We start from the raw sequence: 20,492 nt of genomic DNA, 5'->3' as shown, positions 1-20,492 counted from the left end.
AAAAGGTGGTTTTGGTGCAATAAGCTCATCAATGCAGACAACAGCAATTATCGGTATTCTGGCTATAGCAGCAATTAGCGGTTTGGGATTGTTCCTTGGCAAGGGGAACGTGAAAAAAATTGCTTCTATTGGTGGTTCTTTATTAGCTGCTCTGTTTTTGGTCTACATGTCATTCTTTGCCATAACTCCCGATAATGTAGTGGAAAATATACAAACCATACTCAACTATTTCATTGTTGCTGTTACAATCATAGTTGTTGCCGTTCCTGAAGGGCTGCCCATGGCCGTTACAATAAGTCTTGCACTCAGTATGAGGAAGATACGTCAGGATAACAACCTTGTCCGTAAGATGATGGCAACCGAGACAATTGGTTCTGTTAATGTTATTTGCAGTGACAAGACAGGAACCCTTACCAAAAACCAGATGACAGTTCAAGAGGTTTTATTTGCCGGTCAGAAGTATAATAAGGATTCCTTTAATAAAATAAAGGATCACAACTACTTCAACATACTTAAATATCTTTTGACTGTAAACTCAACAGCAGATTTTGTTAAGGACGAAGACGGTACTTACAAGGTTGTAGGTAACTCAACAGAAGGTGCATTACTGTCATGGATCGGATCTTTCGGAGTAGATTTCCATCAGCTCCGTGAAGACACCCCTGTTTACCACAGAATTCCATTCTCATCCGAGAAAAAAATGATGTCTTCAACATCAGGATACGACACATGCAAAAACTGCCAGGTACTGGATGACGGCAAAAACTGCGGTGTTACCGATCAATGCAGAATAACATATGTAAAAGGTGCTCCGGAAAAGATAATAAGCTTTTGTAAAAATATAATAGTTGATTCAAAGGTTGAGGATATAAATAAGCATAAGGCAAGTCTGGACTCATTTATTTCTGAAATGAGCGATAAAGCAATGAGAATCATTGCCCTTGCGTATAAAGTTGAATCCAGCGAGAAATTCCATTCAACATTGAATGTTGAAAATGATCTTATCCTTTTAGGACTTGTGGGAATAAGCGATCCTATACGGGAAGATGTTCCTGCAGCTGTTGAAGTTGCACATTCTGCCGGCATTGATGTTAAAATGGTTACAGGTGATAACATTAAAACTGCTACTGCCATAGCAAAAGAAATCGGCCTTGCGAAGGGTGATTTTGCTGCAATGGAAGGTACTGAATTCAGAGAAAGCTCTGATGATAAAATATTAAAGGTACTGGACAAGCTAAAAGTATTGGCACGTGCTACGCCTTCAGACAAGGAAAGGCTGGTTAACCTTATCCAGTCTAAAAACAAAGTTGTTGCAGTTACAGGCGACGGTACAAATGATGCTCCTGCACTTAAGAAAGCTGATGTTGGTATATCCATGGGACTTCGCGGTACCGATGTTGCCAAGGAAGCCAGTGATATAGTATTGACTGACGATAATTTCGGAAGTATTGTAAAGGCTGTAAAATGGGGACGTACTCTTTATGAAAACATTCAAAAGTTCCTCCAGTTCCAGCTTACTATTAACTTTTCAGCACTTATGATTGCAATACTTAGTCCCATACTTATGATATTCTTCCCGAATTCAAACTTTAAGTCCATACCTTTGACAGTTATACAGCTTCTGTGGGTTAACCTGGTTATGGATACCCTTGCTGCACTGGCATTTGGACTTGAGCCATCTCGCGGTGATATTATGAAGGATCAGCCTAAGAGACGTACTGAGTCCTTTGTAACTAAGACCATGTTTTATAATATCGGTACAATGGGCGTATGTTTTATGTTGTTTATTATAGCACTGCAGGCATTTGACATCATGGGTGTAGCAAATGCATTTGGTGTAAGCAGTATAGCCGAACTTGAAAAAGCTGAGGCCACCAAATATGCATTCTCATCAGTACTTTTTACAACATATATATTCATGCAGGTATTTAACATGTTTAATGCAAGGTCTGTCAAGATGGGTGCTTCGGTCTTTAAGAATCTTGGTCAGAGCAAAAGCTTCCTTACCGTATTAGGTATCATTGTAGTAGTACAAGTGTTAATCACATCCTTTGGCGGCACATTCTTCAATACACAGCCGCTTCCTCTTATCATGTGGGGTAAAATAATACTTGTAGGTATAGGTACATTAATACTTAGCGGAATTTTTAGAACTATAGGAAAAGCAATTTTAAAATAAAGATATATGGAAATGAGGCTGTTACAGAACGCATTTTGACCAATACATATTGTCCTTAATCCTTTAAAGTCTGCACAATATGATGTTGAGATTATGTGTCAATTTGCAACAGCCTCTAGGTAGGTGTATTTTGAGGCATTTTAACTATTTAAACGATAAAGAAATTGATTCAATTTTTTATATAAAACCCGGAACGATTAAAAGGGATGATAGCAGGGATAATCTAGCATATGCATTAGGTGCCACACTCTATATGCCTGCTGTCAGAGAAAATATAATAGAAGACCTTATAGAAGGTAAACACAAAGGCTTAATGTCCATGGTAATTTGTACTGAAGATTCTATCGGTGACAACATGGTTGAAGAAGCTGAAAAATCCCTTATAGAACATTTGGAAAGACTTGAAGCGGCAATACAAGCCGGTGAACTCCAGTATGAGGATATCCCCCTTATATTTATCAGGATTCGTAATCCTATGCATCTGGAAAAAGTTCGTATTATAGCAGGTAATTTATTAAAAAACATCACCGGCTTCGTTTTTCCAAAATTTACAGACAGCAATTGTGAAGAGTATTTTGAAAATTTAAAAAGGGTCATAGAATCTGTTGGAAAGACCTTTTATGCTATGCCCATTTTGGAATCGCCCGAGCTTATATACTGGGAAAAAAGAGCTGAATCCATAAAAAAGCTTGTTTCAGTTATCGATTATTATTCCCACCTGGTTTTAAACATAAGAATAGGGGAACTGATCTAAGCGGATTATTTGGAATACGCAGAAGCCCTGATGTAACTATTTACGATATTTCAGTAATAAGGGATTGCATAGCCTTTTTCATAAATACCTTCAACAGGCTGGAAAGGCAGTATGTTGTTTCAGGCCCTGTTTGGGAATATTTCTCAAGCGAGAGAGTGTTGAAGCCTCAACTAAGGCGTACACCATTTCGGGGTTATTTTGGACCGGAGGGTGAAAAAATACGTTTAAAGCTTCTTGATGACTATACCGATGGTCTGATGAGAGAAGTGACTCTTGATAAGGCAAATGGTCTTGTAGGCAAAACAGTGATACATCCGACACATATCATACCAGTTCATGCACTTTATGTTGTAACTCATGAAGAATATATGGATGCCTGCAGTATATTATCTACATGCCCTGATGGAAATGGTGCAGTTAAAAGTACATATTCAAATAAAATGAACGAAATCAAACCACATACCCTATGGGCAGAAAAAATAATGAGGAGGGCAAATATTTTCGGGGTATTTCACCAGCATAATTCATTTACATGCTTGCTGTAAACCCCGTACTTATTATGGAAAACAATAATACATACATTTCTCAGGTTTTAGACCTTTTCAATGTAAATATTGAATTAAAAAATAATAAATATAAGCTTCCGATGGAGCTTATATTTTCAGTTGGAGCAAGAATAAACAAAAAACGCAGGTTTTTGTTTGTAAGTAAAGTACTGGGAAAACATATTCCCGTAACAAATGTTAATTCTCTTTTGACGGGAGCATTGCTTGCCTATACCCTTTTAGATGAATACCATTCCACACTTATTTCTTCTAAAGATACTACTATTTACGGGACACAGGCGAACAAAATAGTCGATTCAATTATCAACTGTAAAAATGGAAAAGCCTTATGGAAGGAGCTTATAGAAAATCCAATTTCCCTTGATGGAAATATACTGTTCCTTGCATTTGCAGAAACAGCAACAGCTCTAGGGCACTCAATATTCAGCTGCTTTGATAATGCATCATTTATACATACAACCAGAGAGGATATTGCAAACTTTGACAACAAAATTGTATTTGAAGAAGAGCACTCCCATGCTACTTCCCACAGGGTATATCCTGTGAATCCTAAAATACTGAAGTCCGATTCTCCTATTGTGCTTGTTGACGATGAAATATCCACAGGACGAACTGTGCTTAATATAATAAAAGAATTGGATAAAATTCACAAACGGAAAGAGTATGTGGTTTTATCAATACTTGACTTCCGTTCAAATGCTGATATAGAATATCTTCAGGAATTTGAAAAAGAATACTCCCTTAGGGTAAGATTCATATCCCTTGTATCAGGTCAGTTTAATGTGACTCCAGCTTTGAGTTTAGGAGGCTGGGATGCTGTAGATAGGTACCTTGAAACAAATCTTGATATGAATCCTCAATGTGATGTACACATTAAGAAAAATATTGAACCGGAAATCCAATACATTGATCTGGGCGGATATTTTAAGGAATTAGTATATTTGCCGTCAGTAAACGGGTTGGGCAAAACAAACAACACACCTTATTTGAAGCAAACAGGAAGGTTTGGTATAAGTTCTTTTGATGATAAAAACCTTATATCCCAAATCCGTGAAGTGTCTAAATTTATTGGGGATAAAATAACAGGGGACCGTATACTGTTTTTGGGCACCGAAGAATTCATGTTTATCCCGCTGCTAATATCAAGCTTCATTGATAAGAAAATATATTACCATTCAACAACCCGGAGCCCAATTTTTCCGTCACAGGCATCCGGCTACCCTGTTTCCAACAAGTTTACATTTAATTGTCCGCCAAACCCTGCTGTAACCAACTTTGTATATAATATTCCATATGGCTTTTATGATGAGCTTTATGTGTTTTTTGAACGAAGATTTGATGAAAATGGCCTGAATGATTTTATAAATGTTATCGGCCAACTTGGAATTAATAAAGTAACTATACTATTTTGTTCGGGGAAGTAATTTTTGAATCATTTCTATAATGTATATATTTTGCAACAATGGTAGAAATGCAAAATGTATAAGAAAAGGAGTTATAATGAGTAATTTAGTTGATAATACAGCAATTAATAATATACATAATGAAAATACAAAAATGCTATACACATTTTCAGGGAGCTATGATATAACTGATGTGTGCTTTCTTTTAAAGGAAATTTCCGGGCTTATCAGTGAAAGTGACACTTTATACAGAGAAAAAGCCATTCAATCAGGAACTCACTACTCTGAGATGCTTCCTGTGGAATATAAACCTTCCGATGATTATATAAAAATGTTTCACCGTTCATTGGATGAATCGGCACCGAAGCTTGCCCACGCTACAGCTGTAGTCGCAAATAAGATTTTGAGGAATCGGGGAAAAAACATTGTCCTGGTTTCCCTTGCAAGGGCAGGTACTCCTGTTGGAATTCTTATTAAACGCTATTTAAAAGAAAAAATGGGGCTTGAAGTTTCTCATTACAGCGTTTCAATTATAAGGGGTAAAGGTATTGATGAAAATGCTGTAAGATATATAATTAATAATCATAAAGAACAGCAAATACAGTTTATAGACGGGTGGACCGGTAAAGGCATGATAACCAGAGTCCTTAATCAGTCATGCTCCGATCTTTATACAAAAACCGGTATTATGCTAAATACCGACCTTGCAGTGCTTGCCGACCCCGGGCACTGTGTCAGCACTTATGGAACCAGAGAGGATTTTCTTATTCCAAGTGCATGTCTAAACTCTACAGTATCCGGTTTAATAAGCAGGACTGTTCACAGAAGCGACCTAATAGGCGATAATGACTTTCATGGAGTAAAGTTCTATAAAGAGCTTATAGCAGAGGATTTGTCCAATTACTTTATAGATAAAATAACATCCTGTTTTTTCAGCATAGACAATTCAAATCTAGCTTCATTAGTGGATAATGAGCCATCGGATATAGAACCAAGCTGGATAGGCATGAAAGATGTAGAAGATGTCGGCAAACTTTATTCCATTGATGACATTAATCACATCAAACCAGGCATAGGTGAAACTATAAGGGTACTACTGCGCAGGGTTCCATGGAAGGTGCTGGTGAAGGATATTAATGACAAAAGCCTTTGTAATGTATTACAATTGGCAAGAGAAAAAAACGTTGAGGTAGAACAATATGACCTTAAGTCCTATAAATGTATAGGATTAATAAAACAGATGGGGAGATAACAAAATTGATTTTTGCAACTGATCTTGATCAAACACTGATTTTTTCTGAAAAGCACATAACTGAAGCTCTGAAGGACAAAGTAATTCCTTCAGAAATGAAAAATGATAATATAATAACCTACGTACTCCATGATACATTGGACAAACTCAAGAGCCTTAGTGATAAACTAATACTTATTCCTACTACAACCAGAACCCTTGAACAGTATGAAAGGATAAACGTTTTCAGGTCATCTATTTTTCCAAAGTTTGCAGTTGTTAACCACGGCGGAAGCGTTTTAATAGATGGGGTATTAGACCGGAACTGGGAAGAACACATGCAGAATAAATTATCTGACTGTGACCCTTTGGTACATGTATTGGACAAGTTTAAAAGCCAATTGTATCATGAAAACTGGGTTTTGGACGTTCGTCAGGTAGAGACATTCTTTTTTTACTGTATCATTCAGTTGGATGCAACCCCAATGGATGAGCTAAATGACTTTATGAAGGAGATCGAAGCCTATAATTGGAACAGCTGCCTTCACGGAAGAAAGCTATATTTTATACCCAAGTCACTAAATAAATGGAACGCAATAGAGTATATAAAAAATATGCTTCCTCACAAGCAAGTAGTTGCATCAGGTGATTCATACATGGATTTTGAACTCCTCTCAATGGCAGACTTCGCCATTCTACCCTCTCATGGTGAAATATGCAATAAATTTAATTCCGGCAAAAAGTGCATAATAACAAATGGCACAGGTTTAGAAGCCTCCCTAGAGATACTTCAAATTGTTGAGAAAATATTTAATGACACCTATAAGTAATAAACTTATAGCTTTATATTATATAATATGACTGTTAATTTTGCTGCTTTGCAGCGTATTTTAAGGATGATGATGATGAATGAATAAAAAGAGAATTTGGTTTAACAATTGGTTTAATACTGCCTATCATATTATAAACCTTATTAAGCAGAATAATGAAATAGAATTAGAAGTATTTGCTACAAACAGAAACCCCAATTCAGTTATATTCAAAGCATGCGATTATTATGAAATTGAAAAAATGATACCAGAAGAAGAATATGTTGATTTTTGTTTGAACTTTTGCAAAAAGCATAAAATTGATATATTTGCTCCCCGCACCAACATGGTCACAATCAACAAAAGCTCTGAAAAGTTTGAGGAGATTGGCGTTAAGCTATTGGCTTGCTGTGATTCACAAAACACTAGAATTTTATCGGACAAGGCCTTATTTTATGATTACATTAGTCAAAACACAGATTTAACTTCCCATCCACGCCATATGTTAAACGGCAAAAGGCTATTTAACATACCAAAGTACTATGTAGTTGATAATGTTCATGACTTTGAAAAAGCTTGTAAAAACATATTAAATCAAGGCTTCAAGGCGTGTTTCAAGCCTGTTCATTCTGAAGGCGGTGCAGGCTTCAGAATCATAGATGAATCAGCTGGCTCAATTGACAACTTGTATTCCTTTTCCAGCCTAAGAATCACTTTAGATGATGCATTAAAAAGGCTCTCTCAGAGAGATTCCTTCAAAAGCCTGATGGTTATGGAATTCATAGATGGATATGAATACAGTATTGACTGCCTGGCATTAGATGGAAAGCTCCTTTCAGCCGTCCCCAGAAAAAAACTTGATGGAAGGGCAAGGCTTCTTGAGGATTCTCCAGAACTTACTTATATTGCATCAGAATTAACCCGCACCTTTAACCTGTCTTATGCATTTAATGTTCAAATACGCTATGACGGGGATTGTCCCAAGATTCTTGAGATTAATCCCAGAATGTCAGGTGGGGTATGGATATCCTGTCTAAGTGGCATTAATATACCATTTTTAGCCGTTAAGCTCCTTTTGGACAAGGATCCTAATTTAGTGATACCAAAGCCAAAATTGGATGTTTTGGTTTCACAGATTGAAAAGGAAGTGTTGTTGTAGGTTTGTACATTAAAAAATAGCATTTAGAAATATATCATAAATGCTATTTTTTATATCTATATTAAATTAATAAATATACTATTGCACTTCAAATATTGAAAGAGTATAATTTTCAAAAACAAAATCTTTAGCGTTTGCAGGTTCTATTTCTATAAAATATTTCCGATTTGCCTCCAAATTGCCTTCAACATAACACCCTAGCCTTTTACGCTCTGAATTATAATTAATAGTAGTTTTATACACTTGATTCATACCTGCATCCAATAAATAAACATTTGTAAATTTTGTACCTGGAAGTTGTATTCTATAAAATCCACTTTTTTCAGGTTCAAAATAAAAGTAATCTTTATCCATATTATTACCAAGTGAACCTTTTAACTCCTCACCTATCTTGATTTCTTTTGCGGTTTCTATTCTATTTGGATAATCATCAATATGTATTGTATAACTATGAAAATTATTGCTCTCAATTACCTCATCTATTTGATTATCAGAGTCTATATGAATAATTACATTATGTACACCAACCGTCTGAGGTGTCCAGGTTGTTTCACCATTTTTCCCTGCTGTTATATTTAAACTTACCGTTTCGCCTACTTTTATATCATTTTTACAGTCCGCCCATATAACTCCAGCATCACCATCAATGTCAAATGAAACTCTAAAACTTCCCTTTGAAATTGCATCTCCAATATTTCTTACATGAACATTGAAGGTAACCGGTACACCTACCATATCTAAATTATATTTAACTTCATCAAAAATCAAATCTGGCTTTGTGCTTTTTTGCCTTATTATAAAACCATAATCGTCAGCATTTAATATGTTTTTAATAATTACATAATAGACATTACCCGAAACTAGATTATATTCGTAATCTCCTGAATAACTTAATTCATTATTGTTGCTATCTACAATTTTGCATGAATACAATGTACCAATATATTTTTTTAATATAAATGTGCCTGAATTTTGGGGTATCAATTTAAAATAGTCAACATCGCCAGATCCTTGAAATCCACCAATAATTTCTTTTTCGCATTCAATTGGAGTAGCAGTTTCTATTGTATTTCCATAGTCATCTTCCGGAGCTTTTATATTTAGTATATTACTTGATAAAGATCTTGTACCTTTTTCATTAACCGCTTTTACATAAATTGTATTATCGGAATCAGACTCTAATCCTGTACAAACAATGCTTTTATTTGTTGTTGTGCAAACCAACTTATCATTAATATATACTTCGTAAACAGATATATTGTTTCCTAATGAAACCCAATCTAATGCTACAGTAGTACCTGTACACCATGAATACTTGAGATTATCTGGTGCTGGTGGCCTTTCATCCTCCAAAACTTTTATTTCAATACTTCCGTATTTGTCACCAGTCATGTTAAAATGCCTTGATATAGTAACTACATCTTTTATGTTAATTGCTCCATCGAGATCAAAATCACAGCTTGTATTATAATTTATGCTTCCTTTAGTAGAATTAAAAGAAATGGCCATTTGGATAACATCATTTATATTTATAGAATTATCTTGAGCCCCCTTTACAGCTATATCTCCTGCCCACATATATATTGGAGTAGCACCGGATCCTAAAAAAATAGATGAGTTAATCTCTATATCTTTAATTTCTCTTTTAAGATAGCCATCTTTAGTAATCTCTAAGGTATATGCCATACCAGACGTTGACTGAAAATCAGTTATCTCAAAATACCCATTAGAATCAGAATTTGTGCTAGCATTTGTTCCAACAATTTTTATTTTAAAACCTGATCTAATTTCCGAATTTAACAAATCTATATCAGGAACTATGTAACCACATATCTTACTAATAGCTAAACTACTAGAATTTACAGGGAACAACAACAGATTCATCACAAGAATAAATAAAAAAATTCTTATATTTCTCTTTACATTATGCATTTGTATTACCCCCAAATAATAATAATAAAATAAGTGATAATAATATTTCTATATATGTTAACATTATAATGCAAATAAGATAAATTGTACAATAGACATTTATCTTATTTGCAAATCTACTCTACATATATTTATTTTATTGTAATGTTAAATGCTAATATATACTCGTAACTAATTTGTATGTTTCGTTTATAAAATCATTTGAATCTGCAGTACGAACAAGTATGTAGTACTTCTGGTTTGCTTCTAACGGAGCCTTAACATAACAACTATTACGAGCTCCACCTCTTGTAGCAATCGTAGTCTCTGCAACCTGATTCAAATCTTTATCATATACATATACATTAGTATAATGTGAACCTGGTAATTCAAATTTATAATTTCCATTACTAGATGGTATAAAAGTAAAGAAGTCTTTATCTTGAGGAGATGTAATAATTCCTGTTACTTCCTTACCTAATTGAATGGCTCTAGCATAGTCAAGACTATCAGAATAATCATCAAAAAATACACTACATGAAAATGTATTATTATCCTCAAAAACTTCAGTCACCCTGTTCAGTATATCAGCATTAGCAGTTATTGAATGGATTCCAACTTCCATAGGTGTCCATGTAGTCAATCCATTAAATCCCCCATTTATTGAGAGAGTTGCTATGTTCCCAGCTGGAATAATTGTATCACAATCAGCCCAAAGCAGGTTATTTTGGCCATCAATATCTAATGCTACTCTAAAACTACTTGTGTTTGGAGCATCGCCAATATTAACTATCCTTATCTTTATGGAGCTAGGCTCTTTTATACAAGCATTATCAACTAAAATCTTATCCACTACTATATCTGGCTTTATAGTCTTTTGTCTAACATAAAATCTATACTCCCCATATGTAGATACATTTTTGATACCAAGAGTATATTCCTTTCCTGCTATCAAGTTAAATTGATCAGTATTAAAAACGCCCATTTTTTCCCCAAATTCATTATAGAGGTATCCGTATAATTTAGAGCCAACATACATTTTAAACACATAAGTACCTGATACTTGCGGCTTAAATTTAAAATAATCAGCAGTATCATTTGACTCCATAGAAGCTACAACTTCTTTTTCACACTCTATAGGAGTTGCCCTATCAATAGTATTGCCATGGTCATCTATGGGAGTAGTTATCCTTAAAATATTGCTTGCATCGGATTTAACATTCGAACTGTTTATCGACTTTATATAAATGGTATTTTCTTTATTTGGATTAAGACCTGAACAAGTTATATTTGTAGTTTTTGATGTTGCTGCAACCTTGTCATTAAGATATATTTCATACCCTGATATAGATGTTTTTATTGATGGTGCTTCCCAGCTTAATGAAATGGTAGAACCTGTATACCATAAAGCTTTTAAGTTCTGTGGAGCTCCTGGCTTATCAGGTGCAACATAGCTGACTTTTTCAGTTGCGTATTCATTCGGCACTGCATTAAAATGCCTTGACATAATGATAACATCTGCCACATTAACTGACGAATCAAGATTAAAATCGCAAATCTTGCTGTATAAGACTTCATTTTTAATTGCATTATAGCTCTTTGCCATCAATAGAACATCAACAAAATTGATTGCATCATCCTGAAGTACATCACCCGGCCACATCTTCACAGGATCTTCCTTACTACCTATCAAAACCTCAGAGCCAATTGTCAGATTACCTATCTCTTTTCTCAAGTACCCAGCTTTTGAAAATCTAACTTTAACATTAATGCTGGCAGCTATTGGTATGTTTGGTATTTCAAAATACCCCATACTATCAGTCACATCTGAATAGGATGTACCGACGATCTCAACTTTAAAATCAGCTTTAGTCATTGAGTTGGTAAAATGAAAATCCGGTTCTACATAACCACTTATTTTGTATGTACCAGCCGTTGCTCCAAAAACTGACATGGAATTAAAAAGTGCTCCGGTAATCAAAGCCATTACTAAAACTACCAATAACCTTCTAATCCTGAACATAACAATTACCTCCTTAGGTTTATGAGTAAGTATTGGAAATGCCTGTTATATCTGAATTTTAATTAATTAGTAAGTAAAACCCTCAATCACTTCTTTGTAATTCCTTTAAAAACAAACGTAAATCCTGGTAACACAAATACAATCAGTACAATAATTCGTAAACATCACATATATATTCTACAAGAGTATCAGCTCTTTTTAGTCCAAAAAAATTAAATTTTAAGCAGTATGGAAAATAACGGAATTAGTATTAAAATTAAGAATTCAAAGAACAGCTATATAGGACAACTACACTAGGCTAACATCTTCCTTATACTTTATACTCTCTATATATAAAGCAATCAATATTGCTTTAATAAATTATATGTTTGTATTTATATAAATATATAAAAAATATATAAAAAATTATAAAAATTAAATATCTCTAATAAAGATAATATATTTAAATACATCAGTTGTCAATAATTATTTGCAACTACATGATATTACATAAGCCTCTATCTCTAGGCTTCGAGGAAATAATACATTAATGGACAGCCTCTCCAATTGCAATTCCTCCAATTTGTCTTCCCTATTTAAGAAAAATGGAAGATAATATGTTATACTCTCAACGTTATCACAATCTTTTTCAACCAGATAATCCATTGTGACTTTAACCTTTCCCGAAGCATAGTATGTACCTTCATCCTCATAATCATTTACATCGCAAATGGCTGCATTAATTTTTCGAATTTCATATATATCCATTTGTCCTTCTTCCAATACAAATGAGCCTTTCAGTACTTTTCTAGACTTTATATTATCCTGTGATCCCAAAAGAATACTAGTCAATACAATTTCCGAATTCATAGCATTTTATCCTTAAAAAAAGTTATGCTACATATTATGCATCCAAGTAACCTTTTGTTCATAAGTAGAAATTATGGTATATTTAAATAATAAATTCACTTATCTCAATTAATAACATATACCATAATTTCTTAAGACAATATAAATATGAAGAGTAATTAACATTTAATTATACTGAGTAATTCAACCTTACATCTTTTAACATATCTACAGCAAAATCATACTGGTCTTTTCTAACCATTACTCTTGCAGGAACTCTGCTTCCATAGCTGAAAATCCCTTTTACTGAATAATTTATTTTTTCATGGTCTAAAATTGATCGAACTAAAGAAATGTCTAAATCATTAAAAGTGGCTAAAAGAAATTCATACTCAAACTCATCGGTAGAAGTAAAAGTGCTGCTGGTTTCTGTCAACTTGTCAGATACCATAATATTGCATACAGGGCATGTAAAACCTTCCGTGATGTACTCTTGCTTACATTTTGGACAAATCATAGTTACCCCCCTATATCCCTTTGTATCAGGGTATTTATAATTCTTTATTCAATTTTATTATCATTAATATTATATCACTTTAGCAACTACTTTTAGAAGTATATTCCTAAAATTTTCTAAACAATATAATATACCATCAATAATTTAATGTTAATGAAGCTCCATTATTCTTAAGCCATTCCTGAGCTTTTTTATATTGAGGCATATGATATTCCACCAACCACCAAAAATCCTTGGAGTGATTTAGATGCTTTAAATGGCAAACCTCATGAAGAACGACATAATCAACAACCCATAATGGTGCCATAACAAGTTTCCAGTTAAAATTCAGATTACCATCTCTTGAACAACTGCCCCATCGTGTTTTCTGCTCTTTAAGCCGCATGACTTTGTACTTTAATCCAGTGATACTGCAATAATGCTCCAGTCTCCCATTGATAACACTGCCCGCTGCTTTTCTATACCATTTTTTTATTACACTCTCAACAACTATCTGTCTTTCCTCATCGGCTGCTTTTTCATCCATAAGTACATAAAAGGCATCGCCATCAAAGCTTACAGATGCGATGCTCTTTTTAATATCTGTTATATTTAATTTATAGCTCTGGCCCAAGTATAGCAAAGTCTCTCCAGTTACCCATTTTCTTTCAACCATATTCTGCTTTTTCTCAATTAGTTTTAGATAATACTTGGAAATCCAATCGCTTTTCTCCCATAATACTTTCTCAATTTGACCAAGTCCAACTCTTTTGGGTTTAACAACAGAAAGACCGTTATTGTCTATAACAAGCCGTATATATTTGGCTTTAGAACTCTCTTTAATTTTATATGGAATTTCATTCTCTCCAATTTTAAGAGAATATTCTATTGTATTACTCATAATTTTTCATCCTCTAAAAAATCTTACCGGAAGCTTTCCTTATCTCAAGTCCTGCCTTTTCCAGCTTTGACTTGACCTTTTCATACTCAGCAGGCCTTTTTATCTTAAGGGTTGTAGTTTTAACGATATCATCATATGTCATTATAAAATAACGGATAATTTTATATTGAGGAAGATCCTTATTAATTTCTTTTATCGCCTTATCAAATAGTGAAGCCAGATCCTTCTCCAGCAGCATTTGGCTATTATCCTCTATTATCTTATCTTTATCGATAACCAATTCTGCACATACCTGGACATCACCATCCGAGGCAACATTTCCCCAAACAAAAGAATCTTTAACACCTTTTATATTGTTAAGCAATACCTCATATTCTTCAGGAAACGCCTTTTTACCGTTACTCAACACTATCATGGATTTAGCCCGTCCAGTAATCCTTATTACTCCTTTATCATCAATAGTCCCCAGATCCCCTGTCTTAAACCATCCATCAGGCGTAATAACCTCTCTAGTTTCCTCAGGGTTATCGTAATACCCCAGCATTACATTTTCTCCACGAACCATAATCTCACCCATACCATTATCATCAATTGAGTCCAATGTTACATCAACCCCGCCTAATGGATAGCCTATGGATCCTGGAATGTTTATGAAATCATTGTTGGCAGCGACAACAGGTGATGTTTCAGTCAAACCATATCCTTGAAGTATCTTAAATCCTATATTTTCAAATCCTGTTATAACCTCCTTGTCAAGAGGTGCAGCACCTGAGACTGCAAGCCTGAGACAAGGCCCTAATTGACTGAATATACCCTTAAATAATCTCTTCCTTAAATCAATACCAAACTTTCTTAAGATTCCAGATATTTTTAATGCTGTATTAAATGATTTCTCTTTTCCTGATTTTTTTATTCCCTCCATTGTCTTTCTGTATAAGGCTTCAAATATGGCCGGAACTGCAATAAGCAGAGAAACATTGTATTCCTTCAGGTTTTGTGCTATATATTTTATACCATCACAGTAAGTTATACAAACACCGCTATATACCATAAACAGAAAACCTACGGTATTCTCAAAGGTATGGTGAAGCGGCAGAAGCGACAGGTGAACATCATCATTGTATACCTTTATATCTGTTGCTACAGAAACCACGTTACTGGCAATGTTGGCATGAGAAAGCATTACACCTTTTGCCATGCTTGTAGTACCTGAAGTAAAAAGCAGTATGGACATCTTATCCCTGTCTATTACGGCATCTATAAAAGATCTGTCCCCTCCATCCAAAAGTTTCTTACCCTGAATTTTTATTTCGCTCATAGATTTAAACTTGGTATTGTCAATAATTTTTTCACTTATTTCATCCATGCATATAAAGTATTTAATTCTGTCATTTGATGCCGCAACCTCATCCATAACATGCTGGTATGATGAACTATAAAAAATTGCATCGACTTTTCCTCGTTCAATAAGGTTTTCAACCTCTTTTGCTGGAAGATATTTATCCATTGGAACGGCAATTCCTACGCCATTTACAACAGATAAGTAGCAAACACCCCAATCATATCTGTTTTCACTCAGTATGGCTATTGAAGCATCTTTAAGCCCTATCGATATAAGAGCCGTTCCTAGACAATCAATATCATAAGCAAATTCATTATAAGTCTTTCCAGTTACTTTGCCATTTTTATCCTTATACCTAAAGCCTGTTTTGTCACCATATCTCTTTGCACAATTGACAATCTCCCTTAGATCTTTCACAACAACACTGGGCTTATAATACCCTGTTCCTTTTATTATTCTCCTGCCGTCTTTATTACATATATCAATTCCATTTTTCATTTTTTTGCCCTTTCCTCTTTATATAATTCCTAAGGGTAATTACAATAAAGTGCCAATAATATCTAGTATGTCTTCCTTTCCCTGCCGGGTTTGGGATGAAAAAGGAATTATCTTAATATCAGGAGATATTTGAAGTTCTGATCTTATAACCTGTATATGCTTTAATATTTGACCCTTTGATATTTTATCGGCTTTTGACGCAACTATTATATAGGGTATTTTGCTATCCAATATCCATTTATACATGGTTTTATCATCCTTTGTTGGACTGTGCCTTATATCTAACAGCATTATTATCATTTTCAGATTGACTCTAGTAAAAAGGTATTTTTCTACAACAGTTTCCCATGATGACTTTTTCTCCTTGGAAACACTAGCATACCCATAACCGGGTAAATCAACAAAAAACATTCTGTCATCTATATTAAAAAAGTTAATTGTCTTAGTCATACCGGGAGTACCACCCACTCTGGCAAGGCTTTTTCTATTGGTCAGTGTATTTAGGATTGATGACTTTCCTACATTGGAACGGCCTACGAATGCTACCTCAGGAAATTCTGACACAGGATACTGTGCCGGGTTTACAGCTGTAATTTCAAAATCAGCGTTTTTTATTATCAACTTTAATCCTCCTATTTTTCTCTTAATATTTTAATATTTTAATAATAATAAATATTTTCACCTTATATTTTAGTATTATTTCAATTTCTCCATAATTGCATTTCTTATCTTCTCTGTAAGATCATTGGTATCAATTTTTGCAGCCTCATCCTGTATAATAGGAGAAAGCACATAGACTTCCACTTGGGAAGGCTTAACTGCAAACTTCTTTTTTGGCAGTACATTCACAGTGCCTTTTATAACAACAGGTACTATTGGTGCACCTGATTTAACCGCAAGTTTTAAGCTTCCAGGCTTAAATTCTCCCAATTTACCGTCTGCACTCCTGGTGCCTTCAGGAAAAATTACCATGGAATCGCCTTTTTTTATCTTCTCAGCTCCCTCATTTATTGCTTTTAATGATTGTTTAGGGTTATTTCTAACTATAAATACTCCTCCTAAATGCTTAATCCACATGCTTAGAATTGGTATTTTCAGCAGTTCGATCTTTGCTATAAATCCTTTAGGCTTTTCAATATAACCTATCATTACGGGAATGTCCAAATAGCTCTGGTGATTTGCAATAAATACTACACCTTTATCCTTAGGTATATTCTCCTGCCCCGAAATAATAACCTTCGAGCCAGTTGACCAAATCACACGGCGTGCCCATAACCCTGCCTGATAATTGATAAAATCAACCGCTTCAGTTTTCTTACCCCTCCAGTTCATAACCAAAACTCTAAGCCTAAAGGTGAGGGAATATAAAAGATATCCTGCAAAATATAACAATACAATAATAGCCCTAATCATTTATACCTCCAAAATGTAAGATTTTTAACACTTTTAATCTATATGTTTTGCAATAATCATTTTACATTTTTAATTATTGCAAAACATTTTCCTAGATTCATATGTTGAGAAAAATTCATTTTTATAATGCAAATGCAGACGATTCAACTGTATTTGCTAATGTAAAATCTTTTTCGCAACATATCTGGATAACCTTTTATAAATTTAATATAATATATTTACAACCAATATGAAATATTAAAGTTTAATATTTCATATTATTTCTTATATTTTATGATAAAAACTACTATTTGTCGATGTACCAAAAAGGAGTAAAACAAATGGACACAAATCCTATAAATTTAAGTTCCCTTCTCAAAGAGAAGGGATGTAAGTTAACTCCTCAAAGGCAGACCATTCTCGATATTATAATGAACTGCCGTGAAAAGCACTTAAGTGCCGAGGAAATACATGATTTAGTAAAAAGGTCCAACCCAGATATAGGATTGGCAACAGTCTATAGGACTATGCTTTTATTTAATGAAATAGGCATTGTCCATAAGCTGGATCTGGATGATGGACTTGGCAGATACGAACTTAACAGACATGAAAGCAGCCACCGGCACCACCACCTTATCTGCACTTCCTGTAACACAGTTATAGAAGTTGAACAGGATCTTTTAGAATCCCTTGAACAGCAGATATTATTGGAGCATGGTTTTATTGTTAGAGACCATAGGGTTAAGTTTTATGGTACATGCAGCAGCTGTGCCGATAGATCACTATAAAAATTAATTGTTTTACTCGCTTATATCTATACCTGCAAGTCTCATAAGATAAACTGCGTTTCTTGTGGTGGATACCCCTTCCCTAAGTTTATAATCAAAGTTTATCTTATTATCCTTGTAATACTCCTCAAAATGGTAGTTTTTCACTTCAAACCCCTCGTTCTCGAGGTCACTTAACTCAAGATCATGTGTTGACACAAGGCCTGAACAGTTAAGCTGGCAGAGTCTTTTAATAAGAACGCGTGCCCCCATATGCCTATCTCTTGAATTAGTTCCCTTAAATATCTCATCCAGCAGGAAAAATACCTTTTCTCCGCTTTCAGCCCTGTTTACAATTTCTTTAATCCTCAAGAGCTCCGCATAAAAGGAGGATATGCTTTTTCCCAGATCATCACTAACCCTCATGCAGGTATGAATATCAGCTATTGATGCCGAAAAACTTTGCGCACAAACAGGTGCACCTGCATAAGCCAACACAAGATTAATCCCCACAGTACGCAGCAATGTGCTTTTACCCGACATGTTTGAGCCAGTAATAAGAAGTACCTTCACTTGATTTTTAATTTTAAGGTCATTGCTGACTCCATTTTGCCCCAGCAAAGGATGTCCTAACCCTTTTGCTTCAATAAACGGCTTTGAGTCCCAAATATCGGGCATAGGCCATTTGGGATTGTCAAAACTGATTATTGCAAGCCCACACAAAGCTTCCACCTTTCCAATTGCCTTAATCCAAGACAAAAGAAACTTCCCTGAACTTTGTTTCCATTTCTCAATTGCAGTCATACACTGGAAGTCCCAGAGGGTAAGTATATTTAGCAATTCAAAGAATGCACTGTGCCTTGCAGATATGTTATCTATTATTTTTGACAGCCTATCCAATTGCTTATATGCCTTCAGGCCTTCATTATTAACCATTCCAGCCCTTATATCCTTAATATGGGTTGATTTGAAATTATGCTTTTCAAAATGCTTTAATGCATTATAATAAACCTTTATGTCGTTGCTGTATTTTTCAGCTAAGTCAAATACCTCACTCCTTTTTTTCCTCTTAATCCTCAATAAAATTGCCTGTATCAGCAGCAATAATACAGGAATATGAAAAGTTATAAATTGGGTATTCATAGCAAGCAAAATTACTATTCCGGTAAAAACAGGCAAAGCCTTTACAAATATGGTAAACCACTTTTTAATATAAAATGTCTCAGTGTCCAAAGCCCATTTAATAAGCTCATCCGGATCTATTGTCTTATCAGGTACCGACATGGTTTCAGCCTGAAACCTCTGTCTCCATCCAAGCTTTCGTGATAATTCCAGAACCGCCTGCTGCCTTTCTGTTATGTCTTCAATGCACTTAGGAGTGTTTCCCAATATATCTTTAAAGAAACTTCTTCCATAATAGGTCTTAGAGGTATTTATCCATTGAAACAATGAACCCTTACCGAATATATCCAAATCTTCAAAGTATCTATGTTCGGAATTATTATATTCATCTCCTGTGTCAGTAAATTCATGCCACTTGCCTTCAAGCCTCTTAATGGAATTCTGGTTAATTTCCAACAAGAAAGTATGGAACTTTTTAATATCTATAAGTTTCTCATGCCTAATAACAAGATATATAAACACAATAATGGATACAAAAATAACAGCTGAAAGCAATATGTAATATTTCACAAGATATAACACTACGCCTGCAGCTAATCCTACTAAAAAAACTGCCAGTCTAAGATTGCTCACCATATTAATAGCCTTTGTGAGGCTTTGTATTAACATATCATACTTATTTTTACGCCTTGTATATGAATCATAAGGTGTTTTCATGCCAACGTCTCCTTTTTATGGTAATTATAAATGTTAAATAAATTGAGCAACAAATTCTGTTATATCTACAACCCCAATAAAAATCAAAAAAACTATTCCAATCCTTGCAATACACCTTTGAAATGGAACTTTCCCACCAACAATCAATATAAGTCTGTATGGAATTTGCAGTATCATAAGCATATATAGCATTGTTGCAGCTTTATTGGCATTCCATGCTGACACTATAGAAAGCTTACTCATATAAACAAAGCTTCTTGTACCTCCGCAAGAAGGACACTCATATCCGGTAATGGTCTTAAAAACACATGGCATTCCGAATTCATAGTAATTATTATGAAATCTGAATGCCACCACTTGCCCATCTGTTTTCAAGATAAACGAACATAATAAG

Annotated in this window: 16 protein-coding genes and 1 pseudogene; 7 read left to right on the top strand and 10 right to left on the bottom strand. The window is 34.5% G+C overall.

The features are described from left to right. The first annotated feature begins 31 nt into the window (after positions 1-31). The 6 genes and pseudogenes from Bccel_RS27620 to Bccel_RS27595 all read left to right on the top strand — a co-directional run bounded on the left by Bccel_RS27620 (position 32) and on the right by Bccel_RS27595 (position 8,101). Positions 32-2,179, top strand: a complete 2,148-nt coding sequence (locus Bccel_RS27620) for a calcium-translocating P-type ATPase, PMCA-type (RefSeq protein WP_050753949.1) — start codon at positions 32-34, stop codon at positions 2,177-2,179. Positions 2,180-2,258: 79 nt separating this feature from the next. Next, positions 2,259-3,478, top strand: a pseudogene (locus Bccel_RS27615) (HpcH/HpaI aldolase/citrate lyase family protein). Beyond that, positions 3,466-4,923: a phosphoribosyltransferase family protein gene (locus tag Bccel_RS27610; RefSeq protein WP_050753948.1), complete on the top strand. Its 1,458-nt coding sequence runs from the start codon at positions 3,466-3,468 to the stop codon at positions 4,921-4,923. Before Bccel_RS27615 ends, Bccel_RS27610 begins: the two are co-directional and overlap by 13 nt. A gap of 76 nt (positions 4,924-4,999) precedes the next feature. Beyond that, positions 5,000-6,154, top strand: a complete 1,155-nt coding sequence (locus Bccel_RS27605; protein ID WP_242853098.1) for a cysteine protease StiP family protein — start codon at positions 5,000-5,002, stop codon at positions 6,152-6,154. Positions 6,155-6,159: 5 nt separating this feature from the next. Continuing rightward, positions 6,160-6,963, top strand: a complete 804-nt coding sequence (locus Bccel_RS27600; protein WP_160317765.1) for an HAD hydrolase family protein — start codon at positions 6,160-6,162, stop codon at positions 6,961-6,963. Between the two features lie 79 nt (positions 6,964-7,042). After that, positions 7,043-8,101 (top strand): ATP-grasp domain-containing protein, encoded by a 1,059-nt coding sequence (locus Bccel_RS27595; protein WP_036940090.1) that lies wholly within the window; start codon positions 7,043-7,045, stop codon positions 8,099-8,101. A 78-nt stretch (positions 8,102-8,179) separates the two neighbouring features. Here Bccel_RS27595 and Bccel_RS27590 read toward each other — a convergent pair whose 3' ends face one another. The 8 genes from Bccel_RS27590 to Bccel_RS27555 form a co-directional block, all read right to left on the bottom strand. Next, a complete protein-coding gene (locus tag Bccel_RS27590) occupies positions 8,180-10,033 on the bottom strand; it encodes a CARDB domain-containing protein (protein WP_036940087.1) in 1,854 nt (617 codons plus the stop codon). 154 nt (positions 10,034-10,187) lie between these two features. Continuing rightward, entirely contained in the window at positions 10,188-12,035 is a 1,848-nt protein-coding gene (locus Bccel_RS27585) for a CARDB domain-containing protein (RefSeq protein ID WP_036940084.1), read from the bottom strand. A 465-nt stretch (positions 12,036-12,500) separates the two neighbouring features. Further along, positions 12,501-12,884 carry a hypothetical protein gene (locus tag Bccel_RS27580; protein ID WP_036940081.1) on the bottom strand — a complete coding sequence of 128 codons (384 nt, stop codon included), beginning with the start codon at positions 12,882-12,884 and terminating at the stop codon, positions 12,501-12,503. Positions 12,885-13,053: 169 nt separating this feature from the next. Further along, positions 13,054-13,380 (bottom strand): putative signal transducing protein, encoded by a 327-nt coding sequence (locus Bccel_RS27575; RefSeq protein WP_036940078.1) that lies wholly within the window; start codon positions 13,378-13,380, stop codon positions 13,054-13,056. Between the two features lie 136 nt (positions 13,381-13,516). After that, positions 13,517-14,260 (bottom strand): M48 family metallopeptidase, encoded by a 744-nt coding sequence (locus tag Bccel_RS27570; protein ID WP_036940075.1) that lies wholly within the window; start codon positions 14,258-14,260, stop codon positions 13,517-13,519. A gap of 13 nt (positions 14,261-14,273) precedes the next feature. After that, a complete protein-coding gene (locus Bccel_RS27565) occupies positions 14,274-16,100 on the bottom strand; it encodes an AMP-dependent synthetase/ligase (RefSeq protein ID WP_036940073.1) in 1,827 nt (608 codons plus the stop codon). Positions 16,101-16,139: 39 nt separating this feature from the next. After that, positions 16,140-16,721: a ribosome biogenesis GTP-binding protein YihA/YsxC gene (gene yihA / locus Bccel_RS27560; protein WP_152966113.1), complete on the bottom strand. Its 582-nt coding sequence runs from the start codon at positions 16,719-16,721 to the stop codon at positions 16,140-16,142. 75 nt (positions 16,722-16,796) lie between these two features. Continuing rightward, complete coding sequence (locus tag Bccel_RS27555) at positions 16,797-17,513, bottom strand: lysophospholipid acyltransferase family protein (RefSeq protein WP_036940066.1); 717 nt, start codon at positions 17,511-17,513, stop codon at positions 16,797-16,799. A gap of 320 nt (positions 17,514-17,833) precedes the next feature. Here Bccel_RS27555 and Bccel_RS27550 point away from each other — a divergent pair, with 320 nt between their 5' ends. After that, the gene (locus Bccel_RS27550; protein ID WP_036940064.1) at positions 17,834-18,280 is read left to right on the top strand and encodes a Fur family transcriptional regulator; all 447 of its coding nucleotides are present in this window, start codon (positions 17,834-17,836) and stop codon (positions 18,278-18,280) included. Between the two features lie 12 nt (positions 18,281-18,292). Here the strand turns inward: Bccel_RS27550 and Bccel_RS27545 are convergent, their stop codons facing one another. Further along, a complete protein-coding gene (locus Bccel_RS27545; protein ID WP_036940061.1) occupies positions 18,293-20,098 on the bottom strand; it encodes a MutS family DNA mismatch repair protein in 1,806 nt (601 codons plus the stop codon). A gap of 33 nt (positions 20,099-20,131) precedes the next feature. After that, on the bottom strand, positions 20,132-20,452 hold the full coding sequence (locus Bccel_RS27540) for a DUF2752 domain-containing protein (RefSeq protein ID WP_050753947.1): 321 nt from the start codon (positions 20,450-20,452) through the stop codon (positions 20,132-20,134). Positions 20,453-20,492: the final 40 nt, after the last annotated feature.

The organism is Pseudobacteroides cellulosolvens ATCC 35603 = DSM 2933, from assembly GCF_001262605.1.
In the GTDB taxonomy this organism is placed as follows: Bacteria; Bacillota; Clostridia; order Acetivibrionales; family DSM-2933; genus Pseudobacteroides; species Pseudobacteroides cellulosolvens.
Note: the sequence above shows the minus strand (reverse complement) of the source record. Positions and strands in the feature narration are given on the sequence as shown.

What these genes read in the sequence shown, in the direction of transcription:
- Bccel_RS27620 (WP_050753949.1), top strand. Translation starts at nt 32, where the DNA reads ATGCAGACAACAGCAATTATCGGTATTCTGGCTATAGCAGCAATTAGC.
- Bccel_RS27610 (WP_050753948.1), top strand. Translation starts at nt 3,466, where the DNA reads ATGCTTGCTGTAAACCCCGTACTTATTATGGAAAACAATAATACATAC.
- Bccel_RS27605 (WP_242853098.1), top strand. Translation starts at nt 5,000, where the DNA reads ATGAGTAATTTAGTTGATAATACAGCAATTAATAATATACATAATGAA.
- Bccel_RS27595 (WP_036940090.1), top strand. Translation starts at nt 7,043, where the DNA reads ATGAATAAAAAGAGAATTTGGTTTAACAATTGGTTTAATACTGCCTAT.
- Bccel_RS27590 (WP_036940087.1), bottom strand. Translation starts at nt 10,033, where the DNA reads ATGCATAATGTAAAGAGAAATATAAGAATTTTTTTATTTATTCTTGTG.
- Bccel_RS27585 (WP_036940084.1), bottom strand. Translation starts at nt 12,035, where the DNA reads ATGTTCAGGATTAGAAGGTTATTGGTAGTTTTAGTAATGGCTTTGATT.
- Bccel_RS27580 (WP_036940081.1), bottom strand. Translation starts at nt 12,884, where the DNA reads ATGAATTCGGAAATTGTATTGACTAGTATTCTTTTGGGATCACAGGAT.
- Bccel_RS27575 (WP_036940078.1), bottom strand. Translation starts at nt 13,380, where the DNA reads ATGATTTGTCCAAAATGTAAGCAAGAGTACATCACGGAAGGTTTTACA.
- Bccel_RS27570 (WP_036940075.1), bottom strand. Translation starts at nt 14,260, where the DNA reads ATGAGTAATACAATAGAATATTCTCTTAAAATTGGAGAGAATGAAATT.
- Bccel_RS27565 (WP_036940073.1), bottom strand. Translation starts at nt 16,100, where the DNA reads ATGAAAAATGGAATTGATATATGTAATAAAGACGGCAGGAGAATAATA.
- Bccel_RS27555 (WP_036940066.1), bottom strand. Translation starts at nt 17,513, where the DNA reads ATGATTAGGGCTATTATTGTATTGTTATATTTTGCAGGATATCTTTTA.
- Bccel_RS27550 (WP_036940064.1), top strand. Translation starts at nt 17,834, where the DNA reads ATGGACACAAATCCTATAAATTTAAGTTCCCTTCTCAAAGAGAAGGGA.
- Bccel_RS27545 (WP_036940061.1), bottom strand. Translation starts at nt 20,098, where the DNA reads ATGAAAACACCTTATGATTCATATACAAGGCGTAAAAATAAGTATGAT.